The following is a 25,550-nucleotide window of genomic DNA, read 5'->3' as shown; positions in this document are numbered from 1 at the left end:
ATTGGTCCTCGGTGGCGAAGGGTCGGTAGAATCAGGATCGGTAGAATCAGAGGGGTCATGTCTACGCGTGTTCGTTCGTATTCGAAGATCAATCTGGGGTTGGCGATCGGGCCGGTGCGTTCGGATGGCTTTCATGGTCTGACGACTCTCTACCAGACGCTGGACCTGCACGATTTCGTCACGGTGAAGGCGAGGCGAGCGTCCGCAACCAGGATCTCGCTGACGACCAACCATCCGTTTGTTCCTCGCGATGGACGGAACACCGCCTGGCGGATGGTGGAGCGGGCACTGGTTCGATTGGGAATCACCGCAGAGGTCGAGATCAATATAGATAAGAGGCTCCCCGTTCAAGGGGGAGTGGGAGCCGGTTCCGCCAACGCTGCGACGGCCCTGTTGGGCTTGGAAAAGGAGCTTGGCGAAGCTCTCCCGGGAGTCGAAAGGCTGAAACTGGCGACGGAGATCGGGTCGGATGTGCCCTTGTTTCTGCTCGGTGGGGCTGTTCTGGGACTCGGCCGGGGGGAGCAGGTTGTGCCGATGCCGGACCTTCCCAGAACCTGGTGTGTCGTCGCGGTACCCGCAGTGGGCGTCTCAACGCCAGCGGCTTTTAAAGAGTGGGATGCGCGGCGGGAGGTGGAGGCAGAGCGGCATGTGGTTGATAAAAATACGGTTAGCGCATCAGAAGAAGGGGAGTTGGGGGAGGGCCACGGCGTCACTCGGGTGCTGGGGTTGACTTCCGATCCTCAAGTTGATAGGCTACATCAGTTGAGTCTAGCTTACTCATCCCTCTCTGCCCGAACTGGCGTTAGCCTAACGAGAAAGACAGACGATAGTAGGCCCGGCACCTCCGGTATCGTTCGCGATCCTAATCCTGAGAAAAAACAGGGTTTGCCTGGTGAAAATCAGGCTGACGCGAGGAACGATCTGGCCGAGAATACCCTTCTCGCGCTTGTCCGCACCGGGATTGGAAGCGATGGTCTTCAGAATGACTTTGAAGAGGTCGTCTTTCCTCAGTATCCCTCCTTGCGAATAACCAAGCGTCAATTGATGGGTAGTGATTTGGGCAGTTCCGGTCTAGATAGCTCTGCTATTTACGCGGCTCTGTCAGGTTCTGGCTCTGCTCTGTTTGGACTTTACCGGTCCGAGCGGGATGCCAAGGCAGCTCAACTGCGCGTCCAGTCCTCTGGGGTCCAAGCTCTCCTTACGGAGACCTTGCCTCGAGCCGAGTACTGGAACAGAATGTTCGCGGAGTGACCTCGCCGGTCGTTCGCAGGGTTGATAGTAAAATCAGACTGCATCCGGCGATGTACTGGGCGATCGACTAATGGTAGGTCAAGAGACTTTGAATCTCTTTGTCTAGGTTCGAATCCTAGTCGCCCAACCAGACAGTCGACGCCAGATGCGACGAGTGAGATTAGGGAGTCTTGTAGAGATGTTACGCGGCAGCAACAACTTGCCGCAGGATGAAGACGATTTTGGACTCCGCGGAAAACAGCGCGGAGAAAGAAGTACGAAGTTTGAAGAACCGAAGTCTTTTAGTTTTTTTGAGCAGTCCGCAACAAGGATTTCAGAAGAAGTAACGGGGCCGCAACAAGGCCTCGCAAGACAGTGCAGCAGGAACATTCAAGGTCAACCAGCCTGGAGGGTTTCACGTGAACGAACGAAACACGACTGCGGTTCTTTCCCCTATTTCAGAGCAGGCTGAAGAGACAGAAACGAGCTCTCAGCCTGCGAACGCGCCTTCTACGCAGGGCGGACAGACTAAAGGACCTCAAGGCCCACAGGGGCCGCGGGTATCAGAACCAGCTCCGGAAAAAAAGCGCCCGGGCCGGCTGGCAGATGATAAGCGCATCAAGATTTTTTGCGGATCTTCGAATAAGGCTCTGGCCGAGGAGATCTGCAAGTTCGTCGGTGTGCCGCTGGGCGAGACCCGGTTGCAGAGATTCTCCGACGGCGAGGTTCATTTTCAACTGCTCGAGAACGTTCGCGGTGCGGATGTCTTTCTCGTGCAGCCTACGTGTTTCCCGGTCGATCAGCACCTTGTTGAGCTGCTGATCATGATGGATGCGCTCAAGCGCGCCTCAGCTGGACGGATCACGGTTGTGATTCCCTACTATGGCTACGCCCGGCAGGACAGAAAAGACCGTCCGCGCGTTGCCATTACGTCGAAGCTGGTTGCCGATCTTCTGACCACCGCCGGGGCAAACCGCGCTCTGCTCGTCGATTTGCACGCAGCCCAGATTCAGGGGTTCTTCAATATCCCGGTGGATCATCTGTTTGCCAGCCCGGTGCTGGTGAGCTACTTCCGGGAGCTTGACCTGCCCAATCTGACGGTAGTTTCGCCGGACGCAGGGGGCGTGGAGCGTGCGCGCTTCTTTGCCAAGAAGCTGGATGTACCGTTGGCCATCGTCGACAAGCGGCGGACCGACATCAATGTCACCGAGGTAATGAACGTTATCGGCGATGTACAGGGCCGGACATGCTTGATCCTCGACGACATCATCGACACCGCCGGAACTCTGGTGAAGACGGTGGATGCGCTGCTGGCCGAGGGCGCGGAAAAAGTTTATGCGTGCGCGACGCATCCGGTGCTCTCGGGCCCGGCGGTCGAGCGTATCGCAGCCTCACGATTGGAGCAGTTGATCGTGACCAATACCATCCCTCTGCGCGAAGATGCGCTGAAGGTGGAGAAGATTAAAGTGCTTTCGATCGCAGGCCTGCTTGGCCGCGCCATCGAGAGTATTCACATGGAGACCAGCGTCAGTACGCTGTTCAACTAGGTCGCAATCAGCTACAGGCGGCCTGGATCAACCCAGGTAGCCTGGTAGCAAGAGACAGGAAGCAAGAGACAAAGGGAGCAGAGCTCAACTCTGTGCCCGAAAGGAAGATTCATCATGGCATCATCCACTATGGAAGCAGTCGTCGCAACGCCCCGCGAGGGCAAGTTCAACAAGAACGCCGCTCGTCGCGTTCGTGTCGCAGGCAAAATTCCGGCGGTCGTCTACGGCGCAGGCCAGGACGCAGTCGCCGTTGCGGTAGACCCTAAGGTCATCACCAAGATTCTCCACTCCGACTCGGGCCACAACACCATCTTCGATCTCAACGTCGAAGGTTCCGCGATCGTCAAGGCCATGATCGTCGACTGGCAGAATGAGCCCATCAAGGGCCACCTGCTGCACATCGACCTGAAGCGCATTGCGATGGACAAGATGATGACCGTTTCGGTGCCGATCCAGTTGGTTGGCATTCCTGTCGGCGTCAAATCGCAGGGTGGCATCCTCGAGCATGTCATGCGGGAAGTTGAAGTTGAGTGCTTGCCAAACGATATTCCGAGCCACCTCGACGTCGACGTTTCTAACCTCGAGCTGCACGGCATCATCCACGTCTCTGACCTGCCGCACTCGGGCAGTCTCAAGTTCCTCGAAGACGAGAACGCGACCGTTGCGCACGTCACCATCATCAAGGAAGAGGTTGTGGCAGTCGAAGCAGTCGTTGTTGCACCGACTGAGCCAGAGGTCGCCAAGAAGGGCAAGACAGATGCAGCCGCTCCTGCTGCTCCTGCTGCCGATGCCAAGGACGCGAAGAAGAAGTAGTTTTACGCGGCCTGCCGATCTTTTGGGATTTGCGGGCCGCCTGAGTTTGCTGGAAAGGGAAACAAAGCGTGAAGTTGATTGTCGGTCTCGGCAACCCCGGTATCGAGTATCAGTTCACGCCGCACAACGCTGGCTTTCTTGCAGTGGATCGCATCGCGGACGACTGCGGCGTGGTCCTCTCCAATCGCCGGGGACGGGCTCTCACAGCGAAGGCAAGGCTTAGAGGACACGAGGTTCTGCTGGCCAAACCTGAGACGTACATGAATTTGAGCGGGCTTTCGGTAGCCGCGCTGGTTCACGAGCTTGAGATTGCAATCCCGTCGGAGGACCTGATCGTCCTCTATGACGAGCTTGCATTTCCGCTGGGCAGGCTTCGCATCAGCGCGAACGGCAGGGCGAACGGGCATAACGGAGTGAAGTCGATCTCCGGTGCGCTTGGAACGGAAGAGTGGCTGCGCATTCGGATCGGCGTTGGGAAACCGGCGCTTGAGGATGGTAGAGAGATTAAGGCCGGCGGCAGAGATTATCTGCTGTCGCAGTTTCGCAAGCAGGAGCTTGCGAAGCTGGATGAGGTGCTCGACAGGGTCGAAGATGCTGTCGAGATGGTGTTGACCGAAGGGGTCAGTGCCGCGATGAACAGGTTTAACCGTCGGCCAGATGATCCGGAGAATGGATCGGACGTGTCGAAGGAGAAGTAAAGAAGCATTAGGTCAGGTGTAGTTAGAAATTAACCGCAGTCGAAATTCCAAACCGGGTTGGCAGAATAGACGTCAGCACGGTGCGAAGCAGAACTTCGCAGAAAGAAGTAATCGAATGAATCGTACCTACGAAATCATGTTCATCGTCCGTCCGGATGTTGAAGAAGCCGAACTCGACAAGCTGATTGAAGGCTTCTCCGCGAACGTCACCAATGGTGGCGGTGAAATCAAGAGCGTCGAGAAGATGGGCCGTCGCCGGCTCGCCTACACTGTCCGCAAGTTCAACGACGGCTTCTACGTCCTGCTGAACGTCGCCGCAGCCGGTTCGCTGATCACCGAGATCGAGCGTCGCCTCCGCGTCTCCGAGCAGGTCATCAAGTTCATCACCGTTCGCATGGACGAAGAAGAGAAGCGTCTCGCGAAGGTAAAGGCCATCCGCGACACCAAGGTCAAGCGTAGCGCCCAGCCGATCGCAGCACCTGTTCAGGCCCCTGCCGCAGCACCTGACGCCGATTCAGCAAAGTCTGAGACCGAAGAAGAGAAGAAGCCAGTTGCAGCAGCTCCCGTTGAGCACGTCACCTCCGACGCGCCGCCCGAGACTGTCTCCACCGCGGTCTAACTTCCGTCTTCGCCTGAACATTCGCGATGAGATACAAATCGCATCGCACAACGCACTACGATCACCGATCTTCGCTTCCAATCGACTGCATTTTACCGATTGTTCAGAGGCTCCAATGCGAACCTGGAGCGAGGAGAGGCACAACGCACCTGAGAGGGAACTATCATGGCTGACGAAACCAGCACGCAATCCACTGAGCACCACGCACCAACACCCCGCCCATCGCACTCTGGCCCCGGCGCAGGTCCTCGCACCCCACGCCCCGCAGGCGCACCCGGCGGCGGTCCTGGCGGCCGAAAGTTCTTCCGTCGCAAGAAAGTCTGCAAGTTCTGCACCGAGAAGATTGACGCCATCTCCTACCGCGACGTTCGCCTGCTTCAGGGCTTCGTTGCCGAGCGTGGCAAGATCGTTCCCCGTCGCCTGACCGGTGTCTGCACTCGCCACCAGCGCAAGCTCAGCCTGGCCATCAAGCAGTCGCGCAACATCGCCCTGCTCGCCTTCGCTGCACGCTTCTAACTCTTCCGCTGCGGCGGGACCTTACGGGATACGCAAGACTGGCGGCACCGCGAGCCAGAGACGAAATCGGAGAAATGCAATGGAAGTCATTCTGAAGGAAGACGTAAACAAGCTCGGACATCGCGGCGACGTGGTCAAGGTCGCTGACGGCTACGGGCGCAACTATCTGCTGCCGGAGAAGCTCGCCATCGAGGCGACCCTCGCCAACAAGGCAGTCATCGAACAGATGAAGTCATCGGCGGTTCGCAAGTCCGCCAAGGAGAAGGCTGGAGCCGAGCAGCTGGCCACCCAACTCTCTGAGGTTGAGCTTGTGTTCGAGCGCAAGGTCGGCGAGAACGAGCATCTGTTCGGCTCGGTCACCTCGGGCGATATCGCGCACCAACTCGAAGCCAAGGGCTTCACTATCGACCGTCGCAAGATCTCCCTCGAGGAGCCGCTGAAGACGATCGGCGAGTACCACGTTCCCGTGAAGCTGCACCGCGAGGTCACCAGCCACGTCAAGGTGACGGTCAAGGGCGATCAGCCGGAAGCCGAAGCAGCAGCCACCACCACCACCGCGTAACTCACGCATCACGAATTACAAAAACGCATCGCCCTGCGCAGATCTCTTGCGAAGGGCGATGCGTTTCTATTTGTAACCAGGTTTATTTGTAACCAGTAACGATCAGAGCCAAGGAAGCGCTATTCGTACTTGAGCGTCTGAACAGGATCAAGCCGTGCTGCACGGTTTGCTGGCAGCGTTCCAAAGAGCACCCCAACCAGCACTGAACTTCCCAGCGAAAACACTACCGACCAGGGGTTGATCGGGATCTTGAACGGTGTGAGCAGGCCAAGGGTAAAGGGAATCGCAAGGCCGAGAATAGTCCCAATGATCCCGCCGCTCAACGAGAGAAAAACAGCTTCGGTCAGAAACTGCATTCGAATCTCGCGGCTCGTCGCACCCAGCGCCTTGCGGATCCCAATCTCTTTCAGCCTCGACTGCACGTTGGCGAGCATGCTGTTCATAATGCCGACGCCGCTCACGATCATCGTGATGCCTGCGCCCAGCGTGAGCACGATGGTTAGCATATCGGCGATCTTCGCCATGCTGGTGAGAAGATCGGTCAGTGTAGCGGCGGTGTAGACCGAGCCCGCATAGTGACGCGACCGGACGATCTCGAGAATATGATCGCTGGCTGGAACCACCATGGACGCGCTTCGCATGGTGAAGAAGATCTCTTTCAACGTATTGGTGCCGGTAAAGTAACGCACCACAGGGTAGGGCACAAGCATGGTGTGGTCGCTGATCTCTGACTGTCCATAGGTGTCAAACGCCTCTCTGAATACCCCTATGACGACGAACGGAATGCCTTTGATGCTGATCGTCTTTCCGACGGCCGCGTTTGCGCTGCCATACAACTCTTCAGCGAATGGCTTGACGATCACGGCGACCTTCTCGTGGGCAAGCTCATCCTGATCGTCAAAAAAGCGGCCGGACACAATGATGAGATTGCGCACGACCCGATACTCCGGAGACACGCCAAGCAACGTTGTCTGCTTCGTGATGCCGCCTCCTAGGCTCACATTGTCGTGATACTCCAGCATGGGAGACGATGCGACGATGCCCGGAACCTGATCAAGAACAGCATGAAGATCATCGAGCGTCATGTAGTCCGGGGTGCTGGTGTTTTCGGGGCCGCTGACGTTTCCGCCGCCGTACTGCAGTTCAACCTTGTTGGGTCCGATGCTGGTCAACTGATCCAGCGCATACTGTTTACCGGTGGATCCAAGCGTCGCAACCAAAATAATCGACATCGAGCCGATGACCATGCCGAGCATGGTAAGCAGAAACCGCGTCTTACTTGCGCGGAAGCTGTCGACCGCCAGCCTCGCAACCTCACTGAACATCATGGTCGAACGCGCGCTGGCCAACGTACGGTCGAATGAGCTCGGTTTGGGAAGGTTCGTGGTTGCCATCGGCTTAAACCATTAGACGCCTACCAGTATCGCAGCGGTGCATGCTTTCTCGCTAACCCGAACGTCAGACTCCAGCGCTGTCGAATCCATCCGGCTCGACGGCCTCGGCCTCACCCACATCTCCGGCCCCGAGTCCGGCCTGCGCCAGCTCGCAGGCAGCGAAGCCGCAGCCTCTCAGCTTGTAGTCCTCATCTCCACGCTCTCCCCGGTCCCGTTCCACGAACGCTACCAGCAACAGAAGACCTCACAGCTCACCCCCATGGGCAACGCCGTCGACTACACCCGACCCGACCCACCCCTTCGCGAAGACCTGCGCCTGCTGGTCGAACGCTACCTCCATAGCGCCACGCCTGCCGACCACGTCGCCGCGCACCAGCAGCTTCAAACCCCCTTCCAGTCATGGATCGCCTCTGGTCCAGCGTTAGATGCCCTCGCCCCCGAACATCCGAAGCTTAACCAGCTCACCCTTCGCCGCAGCCAGCTTACTCAACTCGGCCAACTGGGAATCCAATCTCTCGCATCGATCGAATCCCACACCCCACCAACCGCGGCATGGATCGAAGCCCAGAGCACTCTCCTGAAGACATCAGCAGACCACTCCGAGCTAACCGACTTCGTCATACTGCCGCCCCTGCAACAACTAGTCGATACTGCCGGAAAGCAGGTGGTCACTGGCCCGTCGAGTCGATGAGATCTTCGATCACAGCATAATGGGCCTTCACAAGCAGTGGGGCCGCTGCGCTACTTATTCAGCGCCTTATCGATCGCTGCCTGCGCCAGCGGTGTCATAATCGCATACCCCTGCGCATTCGGATGCACCCCATCACTGCTGAGACCTGGCTTCATCCCGCCATCCGGCCCCACCATCGCGGAGTAATAGTCCAAATACGTCACCGAGTGGTTGATGCAGTATCCCCTTAGCCAGTCGTTTAATGTCTTGATCTTCAGCGCTGGCTCCAGTCCCCGCTTCCATGGGTAATCTGCCGCCGGAAGAATCGAAGCCACAATCACCTTGATCCCATTCGACTTCGCGAGATCGATCATCGACCGGAAGTTATCCTCCGTCATCTGCGCGGTCATCGGCCCTGTATTTCCAGCAATGTCATTTGTCCCGGCCAGAATCAAAACCGCCGCCGGATGCAGGCCGATCACATCCTGCCGAAACCGCACCACCATCTGCGGCGTGGTCTGCCCGCTGATCCCCCGATTCACATATGGCTTCGCAGGGAAGAACTCTCCCGTAGTTGGGGATCGTCCCCATGCGTCCGTAATCGAGTCTCCATAGAACACCACCCGTTGCTCTCCCTCCGCCACCGGAGCCAGTCCTTCATTGTCGGCCTTATACCGATCCAACCCCGGCCAATCCGCAAGCTTAGCCTGTAGCGTGGCAATCTGCTTCGCCATCTCCACTGGCGTCCCAACCACCGGCACCTTAGTCGAAGTTGGTCCCACGGCAGGAGTCTGCATTGACGTTTGCGCTGGCGTCTCCGGAGCCGTCCCAACCTGCCCATACCCCGCCCCACACCACATCCCGATACATCCAGTCACAATCAGCCGTGTAGAACCCGTCATCCTATGCTCCACTTGCGGCCCAATTTTAGCCGAACCACCCCAATGCCCTTCAATTCACCACCGAACCCTCTCCCGCTGTGCCTTGAAAGATATGCACCTGACATCTCGATCCAGGCCCTCTGCCCTAGCGTCTTCACCCACGCCTGCTCGACGCTCTCTACAAATCCGCACCCAGATCATTGAGAGCTTCGCCGCCCGCCGTCACTTAGCTACATTGCCCGAGCCGCAGCCCGCGAACGTCGCCTCATGGTTCCGCACCATCGCTATCCTCAACGTGTTCGAATGGGACATTACGAAATAGGCGGCAGCGAGATATCATCCGCTACGAAAGCGTGCAGCGATTGCCCCTGCTTAATATCGACATCTTTCCCGTGTTTGATCAGGCCGATAGGGCCAAACAGCACCGTCAGCACCACCGCTGCTCTTGTGCCACTCTCTCCCTTTTTGTCTTTCGTGCCCCGCAGCGCTACTTTTTCGTCTCCAACCTTCAGGTAGTCGAGGCTAATGTCTAGCTCGCCAGCCTTTCCCATCATCCGGGGCCGCTCTGCTCTGGCCACTTCGCCGACAGCTTTGCATCCGGCCTTCGCCACCACGACGCCACTGACCCTCAGATCGTCGACCAGCGTGAACCTGACGGGGTCACCCTCTACCGCCGTCTTCGAACTCACATCACGCGAGAATGCCAGGACTAGATCCATGCCTTCACGCAGTTTGTACTTGCCGGAAGCATCCGGGCCTCTTAACACACGAGTGACAAGAGTAGGTGCTATCTCCATCCGCGCAACCAGTGCGGGCCGAGATGCCGGCGCAACTGCTTGCTGGCTGTAGGCATCAGTGCCCAACCCAGAGAGAACCAACAGAGAAGAAACACCAAGCCAGCGCATAGTTTTCGTACGACCCTCTCTCAGCAAAGTTGAAGTCCATCCGAAACTAACCTCACTCATCACAGCACGGGCAGCACCACACAAAAACTCCACGAAAGTCGCAGAGAATTCCTTTATCGGCCGCATCCAACCGGAGCATGACTTTTTCAACAGGATCGTCGCTGGTGGAACCCTGGACCGCTAGTCCGCGTTATCGACGACCCAGCGTCTTATCGATCGCTGCCTGCGCCAGTGGCGTCATAATCGCATACCCCTTCGCGTTCGGATGTAACCCGTCGAAGCTTATCCCCGGTTTCATTCCTCCCGTTGCGTCCACCATAGCCGAGTAATAATCCAGGTACGTCAACGAGTGCTCCACGCAATACTCCCGCAGCCAGTCGTTCAGCGCCTTGATCTTCGGCACTGGAGCCAGGCCTCTCCTCCAGGGATAGTCCAGAGTCGGCGTAATAGACGCCAGAATCACTTGAATTCCGTTCGCCTTTGCCAGCTCCGCCATCGAACGGAAGTTATCTTCGGTCATCTCGGGTGTCATTGGCCCCGTCTTTACCCCGATGTCGTTTGTCCCCGCTAGAATAACCACCGCGTCCGGGTGCAGATCGATCACATCCTGCCGAAACCGCAACACCATCTGAGCTGTAGTCTGTCCGATGATGCCCCGATTGATATAAGGTTTGCCAGGAAAAAACTCCCCCGTGTCCTCGCGCCGACCCCAGAAGTCCGTAACCGAGTCCCCATAAAATACAATCCGTTGCTCTCCCGCAGGAACCGGTTCAAGGGTCGCATTGTCCACACGGTATCGCCCCAGCTGTGGCCAATCCGCCAGCTTCGCCCGCATGATCTCCACATCCTCCGGCCTTTCCACCCGAGCCACCATCGGCGTGCACCCAGTAGCGGTAATCAGCGCCATAGACCCCACGAGCGCCCATGTCGAAGTCTTCATCTCGTCCCCCGTCGGTCCGATTCTAGCCGACCCCTGCCGAACTCCTTCGATGTCTTTGAGCTTCCACTGCTGTACCTTAAGAGATGATGCAACCCGGAATCTCCACCCACGTCTTCCTGCCCCAGCGTCTTCACCCAGGCCTGCTCGACTCCCTGCACAAATCCGGCGCTCAGGTCATCGAGATCTTCGCCGCCCGCCACCACTTCGACTACACCGACCGTGCCGCCGTCCGGGACATCGCCACCTGGTTCAACTCGACCGGCGTGGGAGCCACCCTTCACCAGCCCCTCTACATCAGCGACCGCGCCGATGCCCAGTGGTCCCGCCACGTCGCCCCCAATCTCAACCTCATCGACCCCGAAAAGTCCCGCCGCATCGCTGCCATGGACGAGGTCAAGCGCGCCCTCGAGTCCGCCGAGCAAATTCCCATCTCCGCCTGTACCCTTCATCTTGGCTACAAGGACGACGCCTGGAACCTCCGCGCCCTCGAGAACTCCCTCACCGCCATCGAGCACCTCAAAGCCTTCGCCCACCCCCTCGGTGTCCGCATCCTGCTCGAAAATCTCCAGAACGAGATCACCACACCCGAGCACCTCCTCGAGATCCTCAAGGTCGGCCACTTCGACCGCGTAGGCGTCACCCTCGACGTCGGTCACGCGCATCTTTCAGCACCCCCCGACGGTAGCCAGCCCAATAAGGGTATCGACGAAGCCTTTGAGCTTCTCAAGCCCCGCATCGCCGAGCTTCACCTTCACGACAACCTCGGCCAGAGGGACGATCACCTCTGGCCCGGCACCGCGAGTCCCGGAAGTTTGAGTATCGACTGGAAAAATGTCGCAAAACACATCGCCTCCCTCCCAGCCAACACCCCCGGTATCCTCGAGATCGCCCACGAACTTGAAGAGACCCCCGAATCCGCAATCACCAAAGCCACGCAAGCCTTCGACCTCCTCAGGCGAACCACCGAAGCAGCGGCGAATAATTAGTACCTGTGACAAGTACAAATAAGGAACCAATGAGCGAATCTGTAACCACTGCCCGCACAACCTCCGCACCACTCGCCACCATCGCCTCCCTCTCCGCTCACGAAGGCCGAACCGTCACCCTCCGCGGCTGGCTCTACAACCTCCGCGCCTCGGGCAAGCTCCTCTTTCCCATCTTTCGCGACGGCACCGGCACCATTCAGGGCATCGTCCCCAAGGCCGCCGTCTCCGAAGAGGTCTTCAACACGCTCAAAGAACTAACCCTGGAATCCAGCCTCACCGTAACCGGCAAAGTCCGTGCCGACAGCCGCGCCCCCAGTGGCTACGAACTAGACGTGGAAAGCATCGAAGTCCTCCAGCGCGTCCCCGAAGACACCCCCTTCCCCATCTCCCTCAAAGAGCACGGCGTCGACTTCCTCATGGAGCATCGCCACCTTTGGCTCCGCACCCCGCGCCAGTCCGCCATCCTGCGCGTCCGAGCCACTATCATGCGCGCGGCAGCCGAGTACTTCGACACCAACAGCTTCATCCGCACCGACCCGCCCATCCTCACCCCCAACGCCTGCGAAGGCACCTCTGAGCTCTTCGAGATGGACTACTTCGACGACGACAAGGCCTACCTCACCCAATCCGGCCAGCTTTACATCGAAGCCACCGCCCTCGCCCTCGGCAAGGTCTACAGCTTCGGCCCCACCTTCCGCGCAGAAAAATCCAAGACCCGCCGCCACCTCACCGAGTTCTGGATGATCGAACCCGAGGTCGCCTTCCTCGAGCTCGACGGCCTCCTCAACCTCGCCGAAGCCTTCATCACCCACATCGTCACCCGCGTCCTCGAGTCGCACCGCGCCGACCTTAAAGTCATTGGCAAAGACATCGCCAAACTCGAAGCCGTCATCGCACCCGACTCTCCCGAGGCCCCCCGAAATGAGGCCCTCATCCTGAGCGCAGCGAAGGACCCCGAGGATGCTGAACCCGGCACAGCCGTTCAGAACCTTTCCGGCGCGACTGCGCAAACTTCGGCTGGCACCCCCAACCGCTTCCCGCGCCTAAGCTACGACGAAGCCCACGCCATGCTCGAAAAGGCCTTCGCCGAAGGCAAGCTCGAAGCCCCCCACAAGTACGGCGACGACTTCGGCAGCCCCGACGAGACCTACATCTCCAGCCAGTTCTCCAAGCCAGTCATGATCCACCGCTACCCCGCCGCCTTCAAGGCCTTCTACATGCAGCCCGACCCGCTCGACCCCACCAAGGCCCTCTGCGTCGACGTCCTCGCCCCCGAGGGCTACGGCGAGATCATCGGCGGCTCCCAGCGCATCCACGACTACGACCTCCTCAAATCCCGCATCGAGCAGCACGACCTGCCCCTCGCCGCCTTCCAGTGGTACCTCGACCTGCGCAAGTACGGCAGCGTCCCCCACGCCGGCTTCGGCATGGGCATCGAGCGCGCCGTAGCCTGGATCTGCGGCCTCGACCACGTCCGCGAAACCATCCCCTTCGCCCGGACCCTCAATCGCATCTACCCTTAGCGGCCGTGTCTTCCGTACCATCAAAACTCCGGCATAAGCCTCAAGCTCTCACCGTTCGCAAACTGCATCCAAAGCCCCCAGACGGAACCCCGAGACATCCGATGCCGCGAAAGAAACAGCTACAAATAGTCACCGATCCTGAGGAGTCAGCAAAAGCAGCAGGTCTGCGCTACGTCACCGACACGAAACCCGGAATTCAACGCAAACCCTGGCGCAAAAGTTTTCATTACTTCAACGCCGATGGAACCCCTGTGCATGAGGCCGAGACTTTAGCTCGCATCAAGTCCATCGTCATCCCTCCAGCTTGGAAAGAGGTATGGATCTGCCCTAATCCAAAAGGACATCTCCAGGTCACCGGTCGCGACGCAAGGGGGAGAAAGCAGAGCCGCTACCATCCCCGCTGGCGCGAAGTCCGCGACGAGACCAAGTACGAGCGCATGGTCGTCTTCGGAGCCGCCCTGCCAGCTATCCGGGAGCGGGTAGAACACGACCTCTCAACACCCGGTCTGCCTCGTCCAAAGGTTTTGGCCACCATCGTTCGTCTCATGGAGACAACCCTCATCCGCGTCGGCAACGAGGAGTACGCTCGCCAAAACCACTCCTACGGCCTAACCACAATGCGAAATAAACACGTTGATGTCGAGGGCTCTACCGTAACCTTCAACTTCCAGGGTAAGAGCGGAGTCAAACATACCGTCGACATAACTGATCGCCGCATCGCAAAGATCGTCCAACGGTGTCAGGACATACCCGGATATGAGCTATTTCAGTACGTCGACAAAGATGGTACTCAGCACTCCATCGATTCATCCGACGTCAATGACTATCTCCGCGAGATCGCGGGGCAGGACTTCACCGCAAAAGACTTCCGCACCTGGGCCGGGAGCGTACTGGCTTGCGACTTGCTGCATGAGTTCGAGGCATTCGAATCCGAAACGCAAGCTAAGCGAAACGTAGTTCAGGCAATCAAATCCGTCGCCGCGCGACTCGGCAACACACCATCTGTCTGTAGAAAGTGTTACGTGCACCCCGCAGTTCTCGACTCCTATATGAGCGGAGCGATGCTGAAGAGTGTTAAACGCACCATCGAAGAGAAAGACATTGACTCCTCCCACGAGCTACGACAACAGGAGTCCGCTCTTCTGGATGTTCTGCGTCGCCAGGTCGACCGTGCAGTTGCTTGATTTTGCTCAAAAACTTCTTGCAATTTCAATTCGTAACTGGCAAAGTAACAAAGCGTAGGAGAAGCCCGATGAACACAAAATCGCACAACACGATGCGTAGATCCCCAGAGACAAACTATCTCTGCGGCGATCGCCGGGCCATGCTTCTCACCTGCCAATAGCCGCTAGCGGACGATCCTACGCAACAACTCGCTCTCACAAATAAACTTCGATGAAGTCTCAGGAGAGATCTGTCTCTCCACTTCAACGAGTAGTCCACTGTCACGGACGCTACTGCGTACCCACGAAGCTGCGCCCGCAAATAATCCAGCCACGCGCTGGTTAGAAAGAAAGGCTCGCCATGGGCAAGCCATACATCAAGGGCGGAACTCCGATTGGTTCGGATTCGCTCTGCAAAACGTGCTCTTACGCGCACATCATGACCGGCTACCGAGAGTCGGAGATGGTCACAATGTGCAACGAAGTCCAACCCAATATCATCGTTCCGTTCCTCATCTACGACTGCACCGGATTCTACGACAAGAATAAGCCAAGTTGGAAGCAGATGGAGGACCTCGCCATCGACCTCGCTACCGGACCGATGAAGCCAGCCGGCTTCAAGGTAGGTGCTGGCTTTCACGAAGCTGTTGTAGCACGCATCTGTGACGACGAAGATGATGAGTAACCAATCCGCAACTTACCAACTGAGAGCGTCCATCTTTGCCCGTTCCTTAACGCGAAGATGGACATTTCAATCGTCTACTTTCCGCTCGGTGGATACTTCTTGAACATCTTCGCTACAGCCTTATCGATCTTCTGGCTGTTCTTGTCCGGCTTATCGGACAGAGTGTCCTTCGCTGCCCCACGCCAGGCCAGCTCCTTCGTCTTCCCGTCGTTGATATCCACCACCAAGGTCCCCACATTGGTGACATATTGGTTCACCGTAGCCATGCCACCACCCCGCCTCCATCCGCCGCCCATCCCCGTTGCCACCGCCTGATGCTGCTGCGAGACCCCCGCGCCATAGGTCACAAACACATCAGGAGACTGTTCGACCTTCCTCATACCTTTTTCTGCCAGCTGGCTGTCGATCGCTGCAACGATTCGCTGGTCCATCAGGGGATTCGATGTCGGACGCGTCGGTTTTACCCAGGCGTAAGTCTTGAAGTCTGAGAAGTTACTGATGTTGTGGTCCCAGTCCACAACCACCGACTGCGAATGACCAATTAGCGGAAACAGGAAGGTAACAGCCACCAGCAAAAGAATCTTCGCGCTTGACTTCATGGGTTCGTCCTCTCCAAACGCAGAAAACGGATGAACTACCGAACGCGGCTATCTTAGCAAAGCCTGTACAGTCAGCGTCACAAATAAGGAGCGCTCCCTCTTCAGCGGGTTCCATCCACGGTCTTCCGCGCGTTATGCACTGCGCAGGCCGCCGGAACATTCGTCATCTGCTTCGCAAACACCCGATAGCTCACCGTCCCAGGCCGGAGCGTCGACCAGTACCCCGATGCGGAAAGCAGCGCCATATGCTTCTCGATAATCTGCTTATCCAGAATCTTCACGCCGCACTCAAGATTGTTCTTCGGCTGCAGAATCGTCCTGTCCGGATCACCCACCTTCAACTGTTTATCCCGCTCCCAGTCGAAGTCGCACCCATACCGCTTCTGGTCTTCATAGGTAAGCTGCAGCAGACCCGAGGTTCGGCCCGGCCGCCCCGTCACCTCATCCTTCACCGCCATCTCCGGCTGGGCATGTTTGGCCTGAACCGTCGGCTCGAGGCCTGCCTCTGCACCAGCCAAAGCTTGAAAGAAGTAAGCCCAGAAAGCCCGCTTGTCGTCCTCCGCCATCCCGTAGAACGCCGGACAGAAGCGCTTCACATCATGCGGCACCTGCCCCGACAGCATCGCCGGCGGCAGCGCTAACTCAACAATCTTGTCCCACTCCGGATCCCACGTCGGCCCACCCACCTCTTCCTTCTTCACCTCGATCGGTGTAGGCGGCGCAGGCTTCATCGCCGGGGCCGGAACCGCTGTAGCCTGCGCTGTCTCGTGCTTTCCGCACCCAGCCAGCATCAACGCAGCCAGGCCACCAGCCAAAACTACCGCAATCCTCAGACCTCGGTTCATCTTTACACCTTCACGTTCATTTGCAGTCGGGAGCCCACCACACAGAGATGCGGTCTGTGAGTGTTCCGTTGTAGAGAGGGCTCGCTATATCGACTGCATGACTAGCTACTTAACGCCTTTATTCGGATCCCATACGCCCTGCAGCTTCCGCACGTAGACCATCTGCCCGATGTGATACGCGTTGTGCGTGCCAACATGCGCGATCCTCGAGGCCCAGAGCGAGACCTTCGCGTCATCTGCCGCCTCCACCGCACTCTCCCAATCGGTCATCACCTGGTCCAGCTGCTTTACTGTCGTGTCCCAGCTCTTGGCGTCGAAGTTGTTGAACGTCTCGTCATTGTTGCCATCGAACTTCGCCGGCGTCTCACCCTTGAACTTCGCGAGCATATCTCGATCCCAGAAGACAAGATGATTCGCCAGCTGTCCCACCGAATGATTCCCGCTCTTGTCCGTCCAGCTTGCCTGTGCCGGAGTCAGCCCCGCCACCGCGGTATTCGCCGGAACGAACCACTCCGCCTTGTTGTGCGTCGTCCGCAGCTGCTCCAGCAGAACGGCCTTCAGCGTCATCGGCTTCTCCTGCTGCCCCAGCGCAAAGATAGACGAAGCCACAACGAACACCATCAGACTAACCAGAACTCGCCTCATAAAGCTCTCCCTGGACCATGATTTAGCGCATCGACAACTGTTGATCCCACTTGAAGGGATCATTCTACGGCGGAGGTAGTACAAAAAGCTGCGCCCAGGCTATTCGCGCCGCATGCAAAACCGTGTCAAGCCCCAGACAACCGAAAACCCGCGTCAGACAAGGAGATTCACGTGGCGTATGAGTTATCTCTGTTCAGCTATACTTGAAGTACAAGGTAGAAAAAGCAAGCCCCGCGAAAGTGTCCGGGGCTTTCTCCTTTGTTTTGAATAATCTGCAAGTAAGTTCCATGGAATGAATATTTTGCAGCTGGTTACCCCCGCTAACTAGCTGTATTGATTGGACTTACATGCAGGTAATGGGGGGGGACCCCTCCCGGTTGCAACTGGCAACCGGGAGCGGACGGCCAAGAGAGATCACGGTCAGCGTAAGAGGCATACGGAGTGTTGCAGGGACACATATCACTTGCTGCCTGCTCAGCTTTAAGACTGCGCAGCAACGGCCCAGGATTATTTCTCGCTGGTCGGTGGCACCAGTCCTTTCAATCGCAGATAGAGCGCAAGCGTCGCGTACTGTTCGTTGTCATGCGACACTGTTCCCCACATGATCCCGATGCGCGATCGTTTCGCGTTGAACACCTCAAACATATCGCCCAGATTTGCATCCGTTACTGCGGCGAACGCCTTATCGCACTCTGCGAACGAGGCCTTCAGTCCTTCGACGATGGCTGCTTTATCTGCAGTATCCGCTGGAACCTTCGCAAGATCGGCGGCCGCTGTGCGATTTACCGCGCCGCATGTACGGAGCTGCGCCTCTGTCACATGGTTGACCACGCGCGCATAGGTTCGTACCTCAGGCGTCGGCTTGAACTGGTAGTCGCTCTCCGGCATCTTATCGGCGGACTTCAGGATGTTACCTTTCTGAGCCGCATAACCACGTTGTACCTCAGCTGCAGGCCCGGTCGGTCCAGTTGGAACCGCCGGCGTCTGACCCATCGCCACAGAAACAAATAACGCTGCTATCACGCACATCGAAAGTATCTGCCGCATCTTGTTCTCACCTCGTACCTTTAGCTTATCCGCGCCTCTTGAGACACGCCGAAATTATTTGTCAAAGTTTCGTTGTTTGTTACTCTCAGCCTCCGCCGCCCAGTAGTTGCTTCTGGCCGAAACCAGCATCTCCGGATGCCGCGCTAGCCGCACGCTGATCGTATGCAGCCCAGGGGCCGCAGATGTAGGTGTAAAGCTAAGCACGTAGCTGTTGTGCAGATGGTTCGTCAGCACGCCTAGGTCCTGCGTCAGCTCCCCAAGATTGTCGAAGCTAGTCCACTCTCCCCCGGACAACGTAGCCAACTCCGCCGAAGTATTCTTCCGCATCGCGCCAAAGATCAGCCGCAACGGCTCACTCAAATTGAAGTAAGCCTGGTAATCGCCTTCCCCAACATGCAATGGCGGATTCAGATGCGCTGGATCTTTGAAAGCCTGCCGCGCCGCCGTCTTCTCTGCTGAAAAAGTCACGCTATAGATCGCAGTATTCGTCTCTCCCAGCTCACGCACGATATCTTTCATCGGGGCCTTGCTTCCATCGTCATGCTCCTGGCTGATCAGCAGAATCGCCCGCCGATTTCGGATAGGCCGTTTCGACAGGAGATCCAATCCAAACGAAATTCCATCGAAGATTGCCGCCCCTTTATCTCCCACATCCGGATGATCGATCGCCTCCCCCCACTCCGCAACATTCGACGTAAACGGGGACGCCGCCTCTGGCTTGCTGTCGAAGTTCACAATCGACACCTCGTTCGGCGCCCCACCTATCAGCGAACCCAGCATCGTGTCGAGATTCGCATAACTCGGAAACTGCCCCCGCGCATCCCCACTGGTCTGTATCAGCACTACCAGCGATAGCGGCCTCTGCGTCTCCTCCTCCAACGTCACCTTCTGCGGAACTCCGTTATCCGTCAGCACAAAATCATCCGCCTTCAGCGAATACACCAGCTCTTTGCCTGGAGTCTGCACCAGCGTCGGCACAACCACCAGCGTCGTAGTGGTATGCAGCGTAGTCTGCGCAAATGCCGCGCTGGTCCAAACACCAACGAAAGTAACGAATACTCGAAGTCTCAACTGCATGGTGTCTCATTTAGACGAGCCAGCGGCCTATCGGCACGGGAAAACTAGCAAAAAAGGTATCCTATAAAGAACACACACGACGCCGAAACAGCCTCGTACTCAAGCCAGCAGCAAGGAAACAGCATAATGCCATTGAACTGCGGAATCGTTGGTCTTCCCAACGTCGGAAAATCAACGATCTTCAACGCCCTTACCTCGGCCAAGGCGCAAGCCGCCAACTATCCCTTCTGCACGATCGACCCCAACACCGGTGTTGTTACCGTGCCCGATGAGCGACTGGCCAAAATCTCCGATCTCATCAAGCCCAAGTCTCTCGTACCTACTTCTATGGAGTTTATCGACATCGCAGGACTCGTTGAAGGAGCCTCCAAAGGGGAAGGCCTCGGCAACCAGTTTCTGGGCCACATCCGCGCCACCGATGCCGTCGCACACGTAGTTCGTTGCTTCGACGATCCTGAGGTCATCCACGTGGCCGGCGGAGTCAATCCACTGCATGACATCGATATCATCAACACTGAACTGCTGCTCGCCGACCTCGATACTGTTGAAAAGCGCAACACAAAAGTCGAGCGCGCTGCGAAAGCATCGAGTGATAGCAAGATCAAGGCTGAGCACGCCATGCTGCAGAAACTTCTGGCGGCTCTCAATGCTGGTAAACCCGCCCGCACCGCGGATCTTACCGAAGAAGAAAAGCTCCTGTCCCGCGAACTCTTTCTCATCACGGCGAAGCCTCAGCTTTACGTTGCAAACGTCGACGAGTCAGGTCTCATCGAAGGCAACTCGTACACTGCTGCAGTTGAAAAGCGCGCCGAAGAAGAGGGCAGCCAGGTAGTGCGTATCTGCGGCGCACTCGAATCGGAGATTGCGCAGTTAGAACCTACTGAGCGCGACGAGTTTCTCAAAGACATGGGCCTCTCAGAGCCCGGTCTCAACCGGCTTATTCACTCTGCTTACCGTCTCCTCGATCTCATTACTTACTTCACGGCGGGCGTCCAGGAGGTTAGAGCTTGGACTATCCGTCGCGGCACGAAGGCACCTGGCGCAGCAGGCGTCATTCACTCGGACTTTGAAAAAGGATTTATCAAAGCCGATTGCTACGCCTCCGATGACCTTTTCAAATATGGCAGCGAACAGGCCGTCAAGGAAAAAGGTTTACTCCGTTCCGAAGGTAAAGAATATGTTGTCAAAGATGGTGACATTCTCTTTTTCAAGTTCAACGTCTAACGTGGTCATTAGTTGACCTAAGGTTGGTGCCAGTCACATTCTGGTCTTTATACTTGAGGGATATGCCTACGTTCGCTTCGCTTGAGGACCAGCTTGATTTGATCACTAAAGGTGCCGCGGAGATTGTTCCGCTGGAATCACTGAAAGAGCGCATTTCCAAGTCGATTGCTACTGGAGTACCGATGCGGATCAAGGCGGGGTTTGACCCGACTGCTCCAGACCTGCACCTGGGACATACCGTTCTGCTTAGAAAGTTGAAGCACTTTCAGGCTCTGGGACATACGGTGATCTTCCTGATCGGCGATTCGACTGCATTGATCGGCGATCCGACCGGGCGCAACGTAACTCGCAAGCCGCTGACGCGGGAGCAGATCGCGGCCAATGCGGAGACCTATAAAGAGCAAGTGTTCAAGATTCTCGACCCCGAGAAGACCGAGGTTCGATACAACTCCGAATGGCTGGACAAGCTCAGCTACTACGACATGGTGAAGTTGATGGCGCAGTTCACGGTATCGCAGATGCTGGAACGTGAGGAGTTTCATAAGCGCTTTAGCGAAGAGCAGCCGATTGGGCTTCACGAGTTCATCTATCCGATCGCGCAGGGCTACGACTCTGTGGCGTTGGAGTGCGACGTGGAGTTGGGTGGGACCGATCAGAAGTTTAATCTGATGCGAGGGCGCGATTTACAGAAACACTTCGGGCAATCCCAGCAGATAGTGCTGATGACCTCGATTATCGAGGGGTTGGATGGCGTCCAGAAGATGTCGAAGTCGCTAGGCAATGCAATCGGTGTACATGAGCCGTCGGGTGAGATGTATGGAAAGCTGATGTCGATCTCCGATGAGCTGATGTGGAAGTATTGGACGATGCTCACGGATCTGCGGGGTTCAGAGATTGCGCAGATGCAGACTGATGTTGTCGCCGGGGCGCTCCATCCGATGCAGGCGAAAAAGAATCTGGCATGGACGATTACTCAAGATTTTCATTCAAAGCAAGAGGCGGACGCGGCGGCTGAGAGCTGGGCGAAGATGTTTCAGCAACGCGGGATTAGCGAAGACGTGCCGGCGATAAAGATTGCCCTTGGTGCTGACGGACTCGCTATTCTGCTTGATTCGAAAGATGGTTCGGCGGTTCGTCTGCCGAAGCTCTTGCAGCTTGCTGGGCTTGCTGCCTCTACAGGAGAAGCGACGCGCAAGATCGCGGAGAATGCAGTCAGTGTGGACGGCGAGAAGTATAGCGGCAAGTCGCTTGAGGGTGTGAAGGCCGGTAGCTCGCATACATTGCGGCTAGGTAAGAAAAGCATTCGAGTGGAGTGGGTGAGCTAAGCTCGTAAGGGGCAGAGGTCGTGCACCCGCTGTAGACGGTACTTACTGCTAGATCAGGTAGCGCTAACATTATTGAAGAATCTGCATCTTATAGGATGTGGGGTCTATGAAGAGTTCGAAGTTCTTTTTGCGGGCGATCGTGACGGCGGGGTTTTTGTTGACGGAGCTTCTACCTTCGGGTGCGCAGGGCCTTCCCGAGCCTAAGGAGATCGTCAGAAAAGCCATGCAGGCGGAACTGTCGGCGGATTTGAACGACCACTCGCGGTGGAAGTATCGTGATGCACAGAAGGATGGCACAGATACGGTTTCGATTGTGGTGGAGACTGACCACGGATCGGTAAAGCGTTTGATCAGCAAGAATGGGCGACCGCTGAACAGTTCAGAGGCAGGAATTGAGGACGCACGAGTACAGACGTTTATTCACGATTCAAGTCAGATTGCGAAGCAGAAAAAGGACGGAGTGCAGGACGGTAAGAATGCTGAAGAGCTGTTGAGGATGCTTCCGGAGGCATTCACCTGGGGGGTGCAGAGCGAAGATGCGAAGATTATGACGCTGCACTTCGAGCCGAATCCGAAGTTTAGTCCGCCGGACATGCAAGGACGGGTGCTGGGGCAGATGGCTGGCGAACTGGTGGTCGATAAAGGGCAGAACAGGATCGTAACGATCAGTGGAAAGTTGACGGAAGACGTAACCATCGGCTGGGGACTTCTGGGACGACTGCGTCAGGGAGGGACTTTCCGCGTAGAGCGCAGAGAAGTTGCACCAGGTCTTTGGCAGATCACCGAGACCCACGTGCACATCGAAGGGAAGGCCCTGTTCTTCAAGAACATCGGACAGCAGCAGGACGAGATCCAGACTGACTTCACGCAGATGCCGCACGGAACCACGCTGGAGCAAGCGGCTGAGATGTCGAAGTCGCTCTAGTGAAGAAAAAGAATAGTGACTGTATGCTCGGAGACGATGGCACATACACCCTATCCACAAACTGACCGCGAGTTGATGAGGTTGATTGAGCGCTCTCCGGGCCATCGGGCTGGGTACAAGCAGCTGATCCGTGAACTGGGATTGAGCGGTGGACGTGAGCGTCGGTTGTTGTTAGAGCAACTCGCGCGGATCACGGCGCGGGGAGAGTTGGTGAAGGTTGATAGTGAGCAGTGGAGTCTGCCAACGGCAACGCCGGAGAAGACGAAACGTGTAAAGCGTGGTGGTGTCGAGATGCCGGTGGAGCATCGGGCCACGCGGGATAAGCTGCTGGCGGGGCGGCTGGATCTGCATCGAGATGGCTACGGATTTGTGCGGCCCAATGGGAGCGTGGATCGAAGCGATGACCTCTTCATCCCACCGAATGAGCTGAACGGTGCGATGCAAGGGGACGAAGTTCTGGTGGATGAAGCGCCTCCGGGTCGAGATGGCCGGAGGTCAGGCCGAATTGCCCGGGTACTGAATCGAAGAAATCCCACGGTAGTAGGGATCTTTCATTATGCGAAGACGCATCGCGGGGGAGGCCTTTGGGAGAGCGCTCCCATGATCAACGGAAACTACATTACGCCGTTGGATGAACGGATGACGCAGGCGATTTTGATTCCGGAGGGTGCAGAGATTGCCTCAGCGCCGAAGAAGACGCCACATCGCGTTCTAGGTGAAGAAGCAGTGGCGCAACAATCTCATTGGTCGGAAGAGCTAGACCCGCATAGGCCACTCGAAGGGCTTGCTGTCGATGTGGAGATCACCGATTTTCCAACTGTTGGAAGGCCAGCGCGCGGACGGATCATTGAAGTCTTAGGGCCACCGGATGCTTTCGGGGTTGATGTGGAAATCATTATCCGTAAACATCATTTACCGCATGTCTTCCCTGCCAACGTGCTCGCCGAGGCGACGGCGTCTGCAGAACAGACTGTCGCCACGCTGGACACCGATGAAATCAGGCAGCGCAGGGATTTTCGTGGACTGAACATCGTAACGATTGATGGGGAGACTGCTCGGGACTTCGACGACGCGGTACTGGTAACGCCGCTGTCGAATGGAAACTGGGAGCTACAGGTTCATATCGCAGATGTCAGTCATTATGTGAGACCAGGTACGGCACTTGATCTCGAGGCTCGCCTGCGGGGGACGTCTGTTTATTTTCCAGACCGTGCGATTCCAATGCTCCCGTCTCAGCTTTCAAGCGGCATGTGCAGTCTTCGACCCGATGAGGATCGCCTGGTCCTGAGTTGCGTCATGGAGATCGATGGGCGCGGCGAGGTGTTGGGATACGAGATCTGTGAGGGAATCATTCGCAGCGTCAAACGAATGACTTACACACAAATTCAGGGCGTAATTGATGGCAACGTCGAGACGCGGTCGGAGTTTGCCGAACTTGTCCCGGAGTTCGAACGGATGTATGAGTTGGCGCTGAAGCTCAATGCGAAACGGCATCGCCGCGGATCGATTGACTTCGATCTTCCCGAACCGGTGATTCAATTTGATCCAGATGGAAACATGGAGGCGATCGTACGGTCACAGCGCGGGTGGTCGCACCGATTGATTGAAGAGTTCATGTTGTCGGCGAACGAATGTGTCGCGACCTGGATCGAGTCCCAAGGTGTGGCAAGCGTGTATCGCATTCACGAGGTTCCGGACCCGAAGCGGATTGTCGATTTTGAAGAGACGGCGAGCCAATTTGGTTACTCTCTGGGCTTCAGCAGCCTGCCTGTAAAACGGATTCAAACGAAGGGCGACCGGCGTGATGCGCGTGGGACTAGCAGGCAGACGAAGACGCATGAGGTGGCGGAGTCGATTCCGGTAACGCCGCAGATGTATCAGAAGTTGACGGCGAAGATTGCGGGAAAAGCGGAGGAGAGGATACTCTCGTACCTCATGCTGCGGTCGTTGAAGCAGGCGCGCTACAGCGAAAAGAATGTAGGACACTTTGCGCTGGCAAGTCCCAGCTATACTCATTTCACTTCCCCGATCCGGCGCTATCCGGATTTGATCGTGCATCGGTTGCTGCGGGAGCTCATTCGAAGCGGTGTAGATACCCAGGGGGCGGCGATTCTGTCCAACTCTCCTCAGCCGTGGGGAGAGGCACGGGTTAAAGGGCCTTCCGAGAAATCTGAACGATCGGTTTTAGAAGGGCCGATACCCGAGGCTGAGCTTGGTGCGATTGCTGCGGAGTCAAGCCAGTCCGAGAGACGGGCCGATGATGCAGAGCGTGAGCTGATCGAGTGGAAGAAGATCAAGTTCATGCAAGACCGTGTGGGTGAAGACTTCAACGCCATCATACTTTCCTGCACGAAGTACGGCTTCTTTGTGGAACTGGACAGCCTCTTCATTGAAGGGCTAGTGCCTCTCACTTCACTGCAAGACGATCGCTACATGTTTCGCGACACAGACAGACAAATCGTCGGAACCCGCAATGGCCGTGTGTTCAAGATGGGGCAGCGGGTGCACGTGCTGCTGGATCGCATAGATCGTCAGCAGCGGCGGCTGCAATTCGCGCTGCTGCCTGGAGAAGGGGAGTCTGTTCTGCGTGCGCCTCGTAAATCGAAGACCGCTGCCAGTGCAAACGGAGAACGGCCTCACTCCAGTCCTAACCGTTCGGGGAAGAAGGGCAAGACGAAGTCAAAGGCTCGGGAACGAAATAAGAAATCGAGGGGTAAACGGCGTTAGGCGC

25 protein-coding genes and 1 tRNA gene are annotated in these 25,550 nt (G+C 57.0%); 17 read left to right on the top strand and 9 right to left on the bottom strand.

Annotated elements, in window-relative coordinates:
• Nucleotides 1–57 precede the first annotated feature (57 nt).
• The 8 genes from RBB75_RS06865 to rplI all read left to right on the top strand — a co-directional run bounded on the left by RBB75_RS06865 (nucleotide 58) and on the right by rplI (nucleotide 5,985).
• Entirely contained in the window at nucleotides 58–1,251 is a 1,194-nt protein-coding gene (locus RBB75_RS06865; protein WP_353069971.1) for a 4-(cytidine 5'-diphospho)-2-C-methyl-D-erythritol kinase, read from the top strand.
• 56 nt (nucleotides 1,252–1,307) lie between these two features.
• Nucleotides 1,308–1,381 (top strand) — tRNA-Gln (locus RBB75_RS06860).
• A gap of 268 nt (nucleotides 1,382–1,649) precedes the next feature.
• The gene (locus RBB75_RS06855; protein ID WP_433985308.1) at nucleotides 1,650–2,777 is read left to right on the top strand and encodes a ribose-phosphate diphosphokinase; all 1,128 of its coding nucleotides are present in this window, start codon (nucleotides 1,650–1,652) and stop codon (nucleotides 2,775–2,777) included.
• A 114-nt stretch (nucleotides 2,778–2,891) separates the two neighbouring features.
• Complete coding sequence (locus RBB75_RS06850; RefSeq protein ID WP_179640144.1) at nucleotides 2,892–3,590, top strand: 50S ribosomal protein L25; 699 nt, start codon at nucleotides 2,892–2,894, stop codon at nucleotides 3,588–3,590.
• A gap of 68 nt (nucleotides 3,591–3,658) precedes the next feature.
• Nucleotides 3,659–4,288 (top strand): aminoacyl-tRNA hydrolase, encoded by a 630-nt coding sequence (pth, locus tag RBB75_RS06845; protein ID WP_179640143.1) that lies wholly within the window; start codon nucleotides 3,659–3,661, stop codon nucleotides 4,286–4,288.
• A gap of 115 nt (nucleotides 4,289–4,403) precedes the next feature.
• Nucleotides 4,404–4,907, top strand: coding sequence for a 30S ribosomal protein S6 (gene rpsF, locus RBB75_RS06840; protein ID WP_179640142.1), 504 nt, complete (start codon nucleotides 4,404–4,406; stop codon nucleotides 4,905–4,907).
• Nucleotides 4,908–5,072: 165 nt separating this feature from the next.
• Entirely contained in the window at nucleotides 5,073–5,423 is a 351-nt protein-coding gene (gene rpsR / locus RBB75_RS06835; protein WP_179640141.1) for a 30S ribosomal protein S18, read from the top strand.
• A gap of 79 nt (nucleotides 5,424–5,502) precedes the next feature.
• The gene (gene rplI / locus RBB75_RS06830; protein ID WP_179640140.1) at nucleotides 5,503–5,985 is read left to right on the top strand and encodes a 50S ribosomal protein L9; all 483 of its coding nucleotides are present in this window, start codon (nucleotides 5,503–5,505) and stop codon (nucleotides 5,983–5,985) included.
• A gap of 119 nt (nucleotides 5,986–6,104) precedes the next feature.
• Here rplI and RBB75_RS06825 read toward each other — a convergent pair whose 3' ends face one another.
• Entirely contained in the window at nucleotides 6,105–7,379 is a 1,275-nt protein-coding gene (locus RBB75_RS06825; RefSeq protein ID WP_179640139.1) for an ABC transporter permease, read from the bottom strand.
• A gap of 37 nt (nucleotides 7,380–7,416) precedes the next feature.
• Between RBB75_RS06825 and RBB75_RS06820 the strand changes: the two genes are divergently transcribed.
• Nucleotides 7,417–8,070 (top strand): hypothetical protein, encoded by a 654-nt coding sequence (locus tag RBB75_RS06820; RefSeq protein WP_353069970.1) that lies wholly within the window; start codon nucleotides 7,417–7,419, stop codon nucleotides 8,068–8,070.
• Nucleotides 8,071–8,120: 50 nt separating this feature from the next.
• Here the strand turns inward: RBB75_RS06820 and RBB75_RS06815 are convergent, their stop codons facing one another.
• The 3 genes from RBB75_RS06815 to RBB75_RS06805 form a co-directional block, all read right to left on the bottom strand.
• Nucleotides 8,121–8,951: an SGNH/GDSL hydrolase family protein gene (locus RBB75_RS06815; RefSeq protein ID WP_353069969.1), complete on the bottom strand. Its 831-nt coding sequence runs from the start codon at nucleotides 8,949–8,951 to the stop codon at nucleotides 8,121–8,123.
• Nucleotides 8,952–9,241: 290 nt separating this feature from the next.
• Nucleotides 9,242–9,835, bottom strand: coding sequence for a hypothetical protein (locus tag RBB75_RS06810; protein WP_257031268.1), 594 nt, complete (start codon nucleotides 9,833–9,835; stop codon nucleotides 9,242–9,244).
• Between the two features lie 190 nt (nucleotides 9,836–10,025).
• Nucleotides 10,026–10,775: an SGNH/GDSL hydrolase family protein gene (locus tag RBB75_RS06805; protein ID WP_257031267.1), complete on the bottom strand. Its 750-nt coding sequence runs from the start codon at nucleotides 10,773–10,775 to the stop codon at nucleotides 10,026–10,028.
• A gap of 83 nt (nucleotides 10,776–10,858) precedes the next feature.
• Here RBB75_RS06805 and RBB75_RS06800 point away from each other — a divergent pair, with 83 nt between their 5' ends.
• The 4 genes from RBB75_RS06800 (at nucleotide 10,859) to RBB75_RS06785 (ending at nucleotide 15,132) form a co-directional block, all read left to right on the top strand.
• The gene (locus tag RBB75_RS06800) at nucleotides 10,859–11,761 is read left to right on the top strand and encodes a sugar phosphate isomerase/epimerase family protein (protein ID WP_306459729.1); all 903 of its coding nucleotides are present in this window, start codon (nucleotides 10,859–10,861) and stop codon (nucleotides 11,759–11,761) included.
• 29 nt (nucleotides 11,762–11,790) lie between these two features.
• Nucleotides 11,791–13,284, top strand: a complete 1,494-nt coding sequence (gene asnS, locus RBB75_RS06795) for an asparagine--tRNA ligase (protein WP_179640137.1) — start codon at nucleotides 11,791–11,793, stop codon at nucleotides 13,282–13,284.
• A gap of 101 nt (nucleotides 13,285–13,385) precedes the next feature.
• On the top strand, nucleotides 13,386–14,468 hold the full coding sequence (locus RBB75_RS06790; RefSeq protein WP_353069968.1) for a DNA topoisomerase IB: 1,083 nt from the start codon (nucleotides 13,386–13,388) through the stop codon (nucleotides 14,466–14,468).
• Nucleotides 14,469–14,808: 340 nt separating this feature from the next.
• Nucleotides 14,809–15,132, top strand: a complete 324-nt coding sequence (locus RBB75_RS06785; protein WP_353069967.1) for a hypothetical protein — start codon at nucleotides 14,809–14,811, stop codon at nucleotides 15,130–15,132.
• A 74-nt stretch (nucleotides 15,133–15,206) separates the two neighbouring features.
• Here the strand turns inward: RBB75_RS06785 and RBB75_RS06780 are convergent, their stop codons facing one another.
• The 5 genes from RBB75_RS06780 to RBB75_RS06760 all read right to left on the bottom strand — a co-directional run bounded on the left by RBB75_RS06780 (nucleotide 15,207) and on the right by RBB75_RS06760 (nucleotide 19,345).
• A complete protein-coding gene (locus RBB75_RS06780) occupies nucleotides 15,207–15,731 on the bottom strand; it encodes a DUF4136 domain-containing protein (protein WP_179640134.1) in 525 nt (174 codons plus the stop codon).
• A 101-nt stretch (nucleotides 15,732–15,832) separates the two neighbouring features.
• Nucleotides 15,833–16,576, bottom strand: coding sequence for a hypothetical protein (locus tag RBB75_RS06775; RefSeq protein ID WP_353069966.1), 744 nt, complete (start codon nucleotides 16,574–16,576; stop codon nucleotides 15,833–15,835).
• Between the two features lie 105 nt (nucleotides 16,577–16,681).
• Nucleotides 16,682–17,221: a DinB family protein gene (locus RBB75_RS06770; protein WP_179640132.1), complete on the bottom strand. Its 540-nt coding sequence runs from the start codon at nucleotides 17,219–17,221 to the stop codon at nucleotides 16,682–16,684.
• A gap of 507 nt (nucleotides 17,222–17,728) precedes the next feature.
• Complete coding sequence (locus RBB75_RS06765; protein ID WP_179640131.1) at nucleotides 17,729–18,268, bottom strand: DinB family protein; 540 nt, start codon at nucleotides 18,266–18,268, stop codon at nucleotides 17,729–17,731.
• A gap of 54 nt (nucleotides 18,269–18,322) precedes the next feature.
• The gene (locus RBB75_RS06760; RefSeq protein ID WP_179640130.1) at nucleotides 18,323–19,345 is read right to left on the bottom strand and encodes a VWA domain-containing protein; all 1,023 of its coding nucleotides are present in this window, start codon (nucleotides 19,343–19,345) and stop codon (nucleotides 18,323–18,325) included.
• Between the two features lie 126 nt (nucleotides 19,346–19,471).
• Here RBB75_RS06760 and ychF point away from each other — a divergent pair, with 126 nt between their 5' ends.
• From ychF to RBB75_RS06740, 4 genes are all read left to right on the top strand, one after another.
• A complete protein-coding gene (ychF, locus tag RBB75_RS06755; RefSeq protein ID WP_179640129.1) occupies nucleotides 19,472–20,569 on the top strand; it encodes a redox-regulated ATPase YchF in 1,098 nt (365 codons plus the stop codon).
• A gap of 62 nt (nucleotides 20,570–20,631) precedes the next feature.
• Nucleotides 20,632–21,894, top strand: coding sequence for a tyrosine--tRNA ligase (tyrS, locus tag RBB75_RS06750; protein ID WP_179640128.1), 1,263 nt, complete (start codon nucleotides 20,632–20,634; stop codon nucleotides 21,892–21,894).
• A 106-nt stretch (nucleotides 21,895–22,000) separates the two neighbouring features.
• Nucleotides 22,001–22,819, top strand: a complete 819-nt coding sequence (locus tag RBB75_RS06745; RefSeq protein ID WP_179640127.1) for a hypothetical protein — start codon at nucleotides 22,001–22,003, stop codon at nucleotides 22,817–22,819.
• 36 nt (nucleotides 22,820–22,855) lie between these two features.
• A complete protein-coding gene (locus RBB75_RS06740; protein ID WP_353069965.1) occupies nucleotides 22,856–25,546 on the top strand; it encodes a ribonuclease R family protein in 2,691 nt (896 codons plus the stop codon).
• The last annotated feature ends 4 nt before the right edge of the window (nucleotides 25,547–25,550 follow it).

The sequence above is a fragment of the Tunturibacter empetritectus genome, assembly GCF_040358985.1.
GTDB lineage: Bacteria > Acidobacteriota > Terriglobia > Terriglobales > Acidobacteriaceae > Edaphobacter > Edaphobacter empetritectus.
Note: the sequence above shows the minus strand (reverse complement) of the source record. Positions and strands in the feature narration are given on the sequence as shown.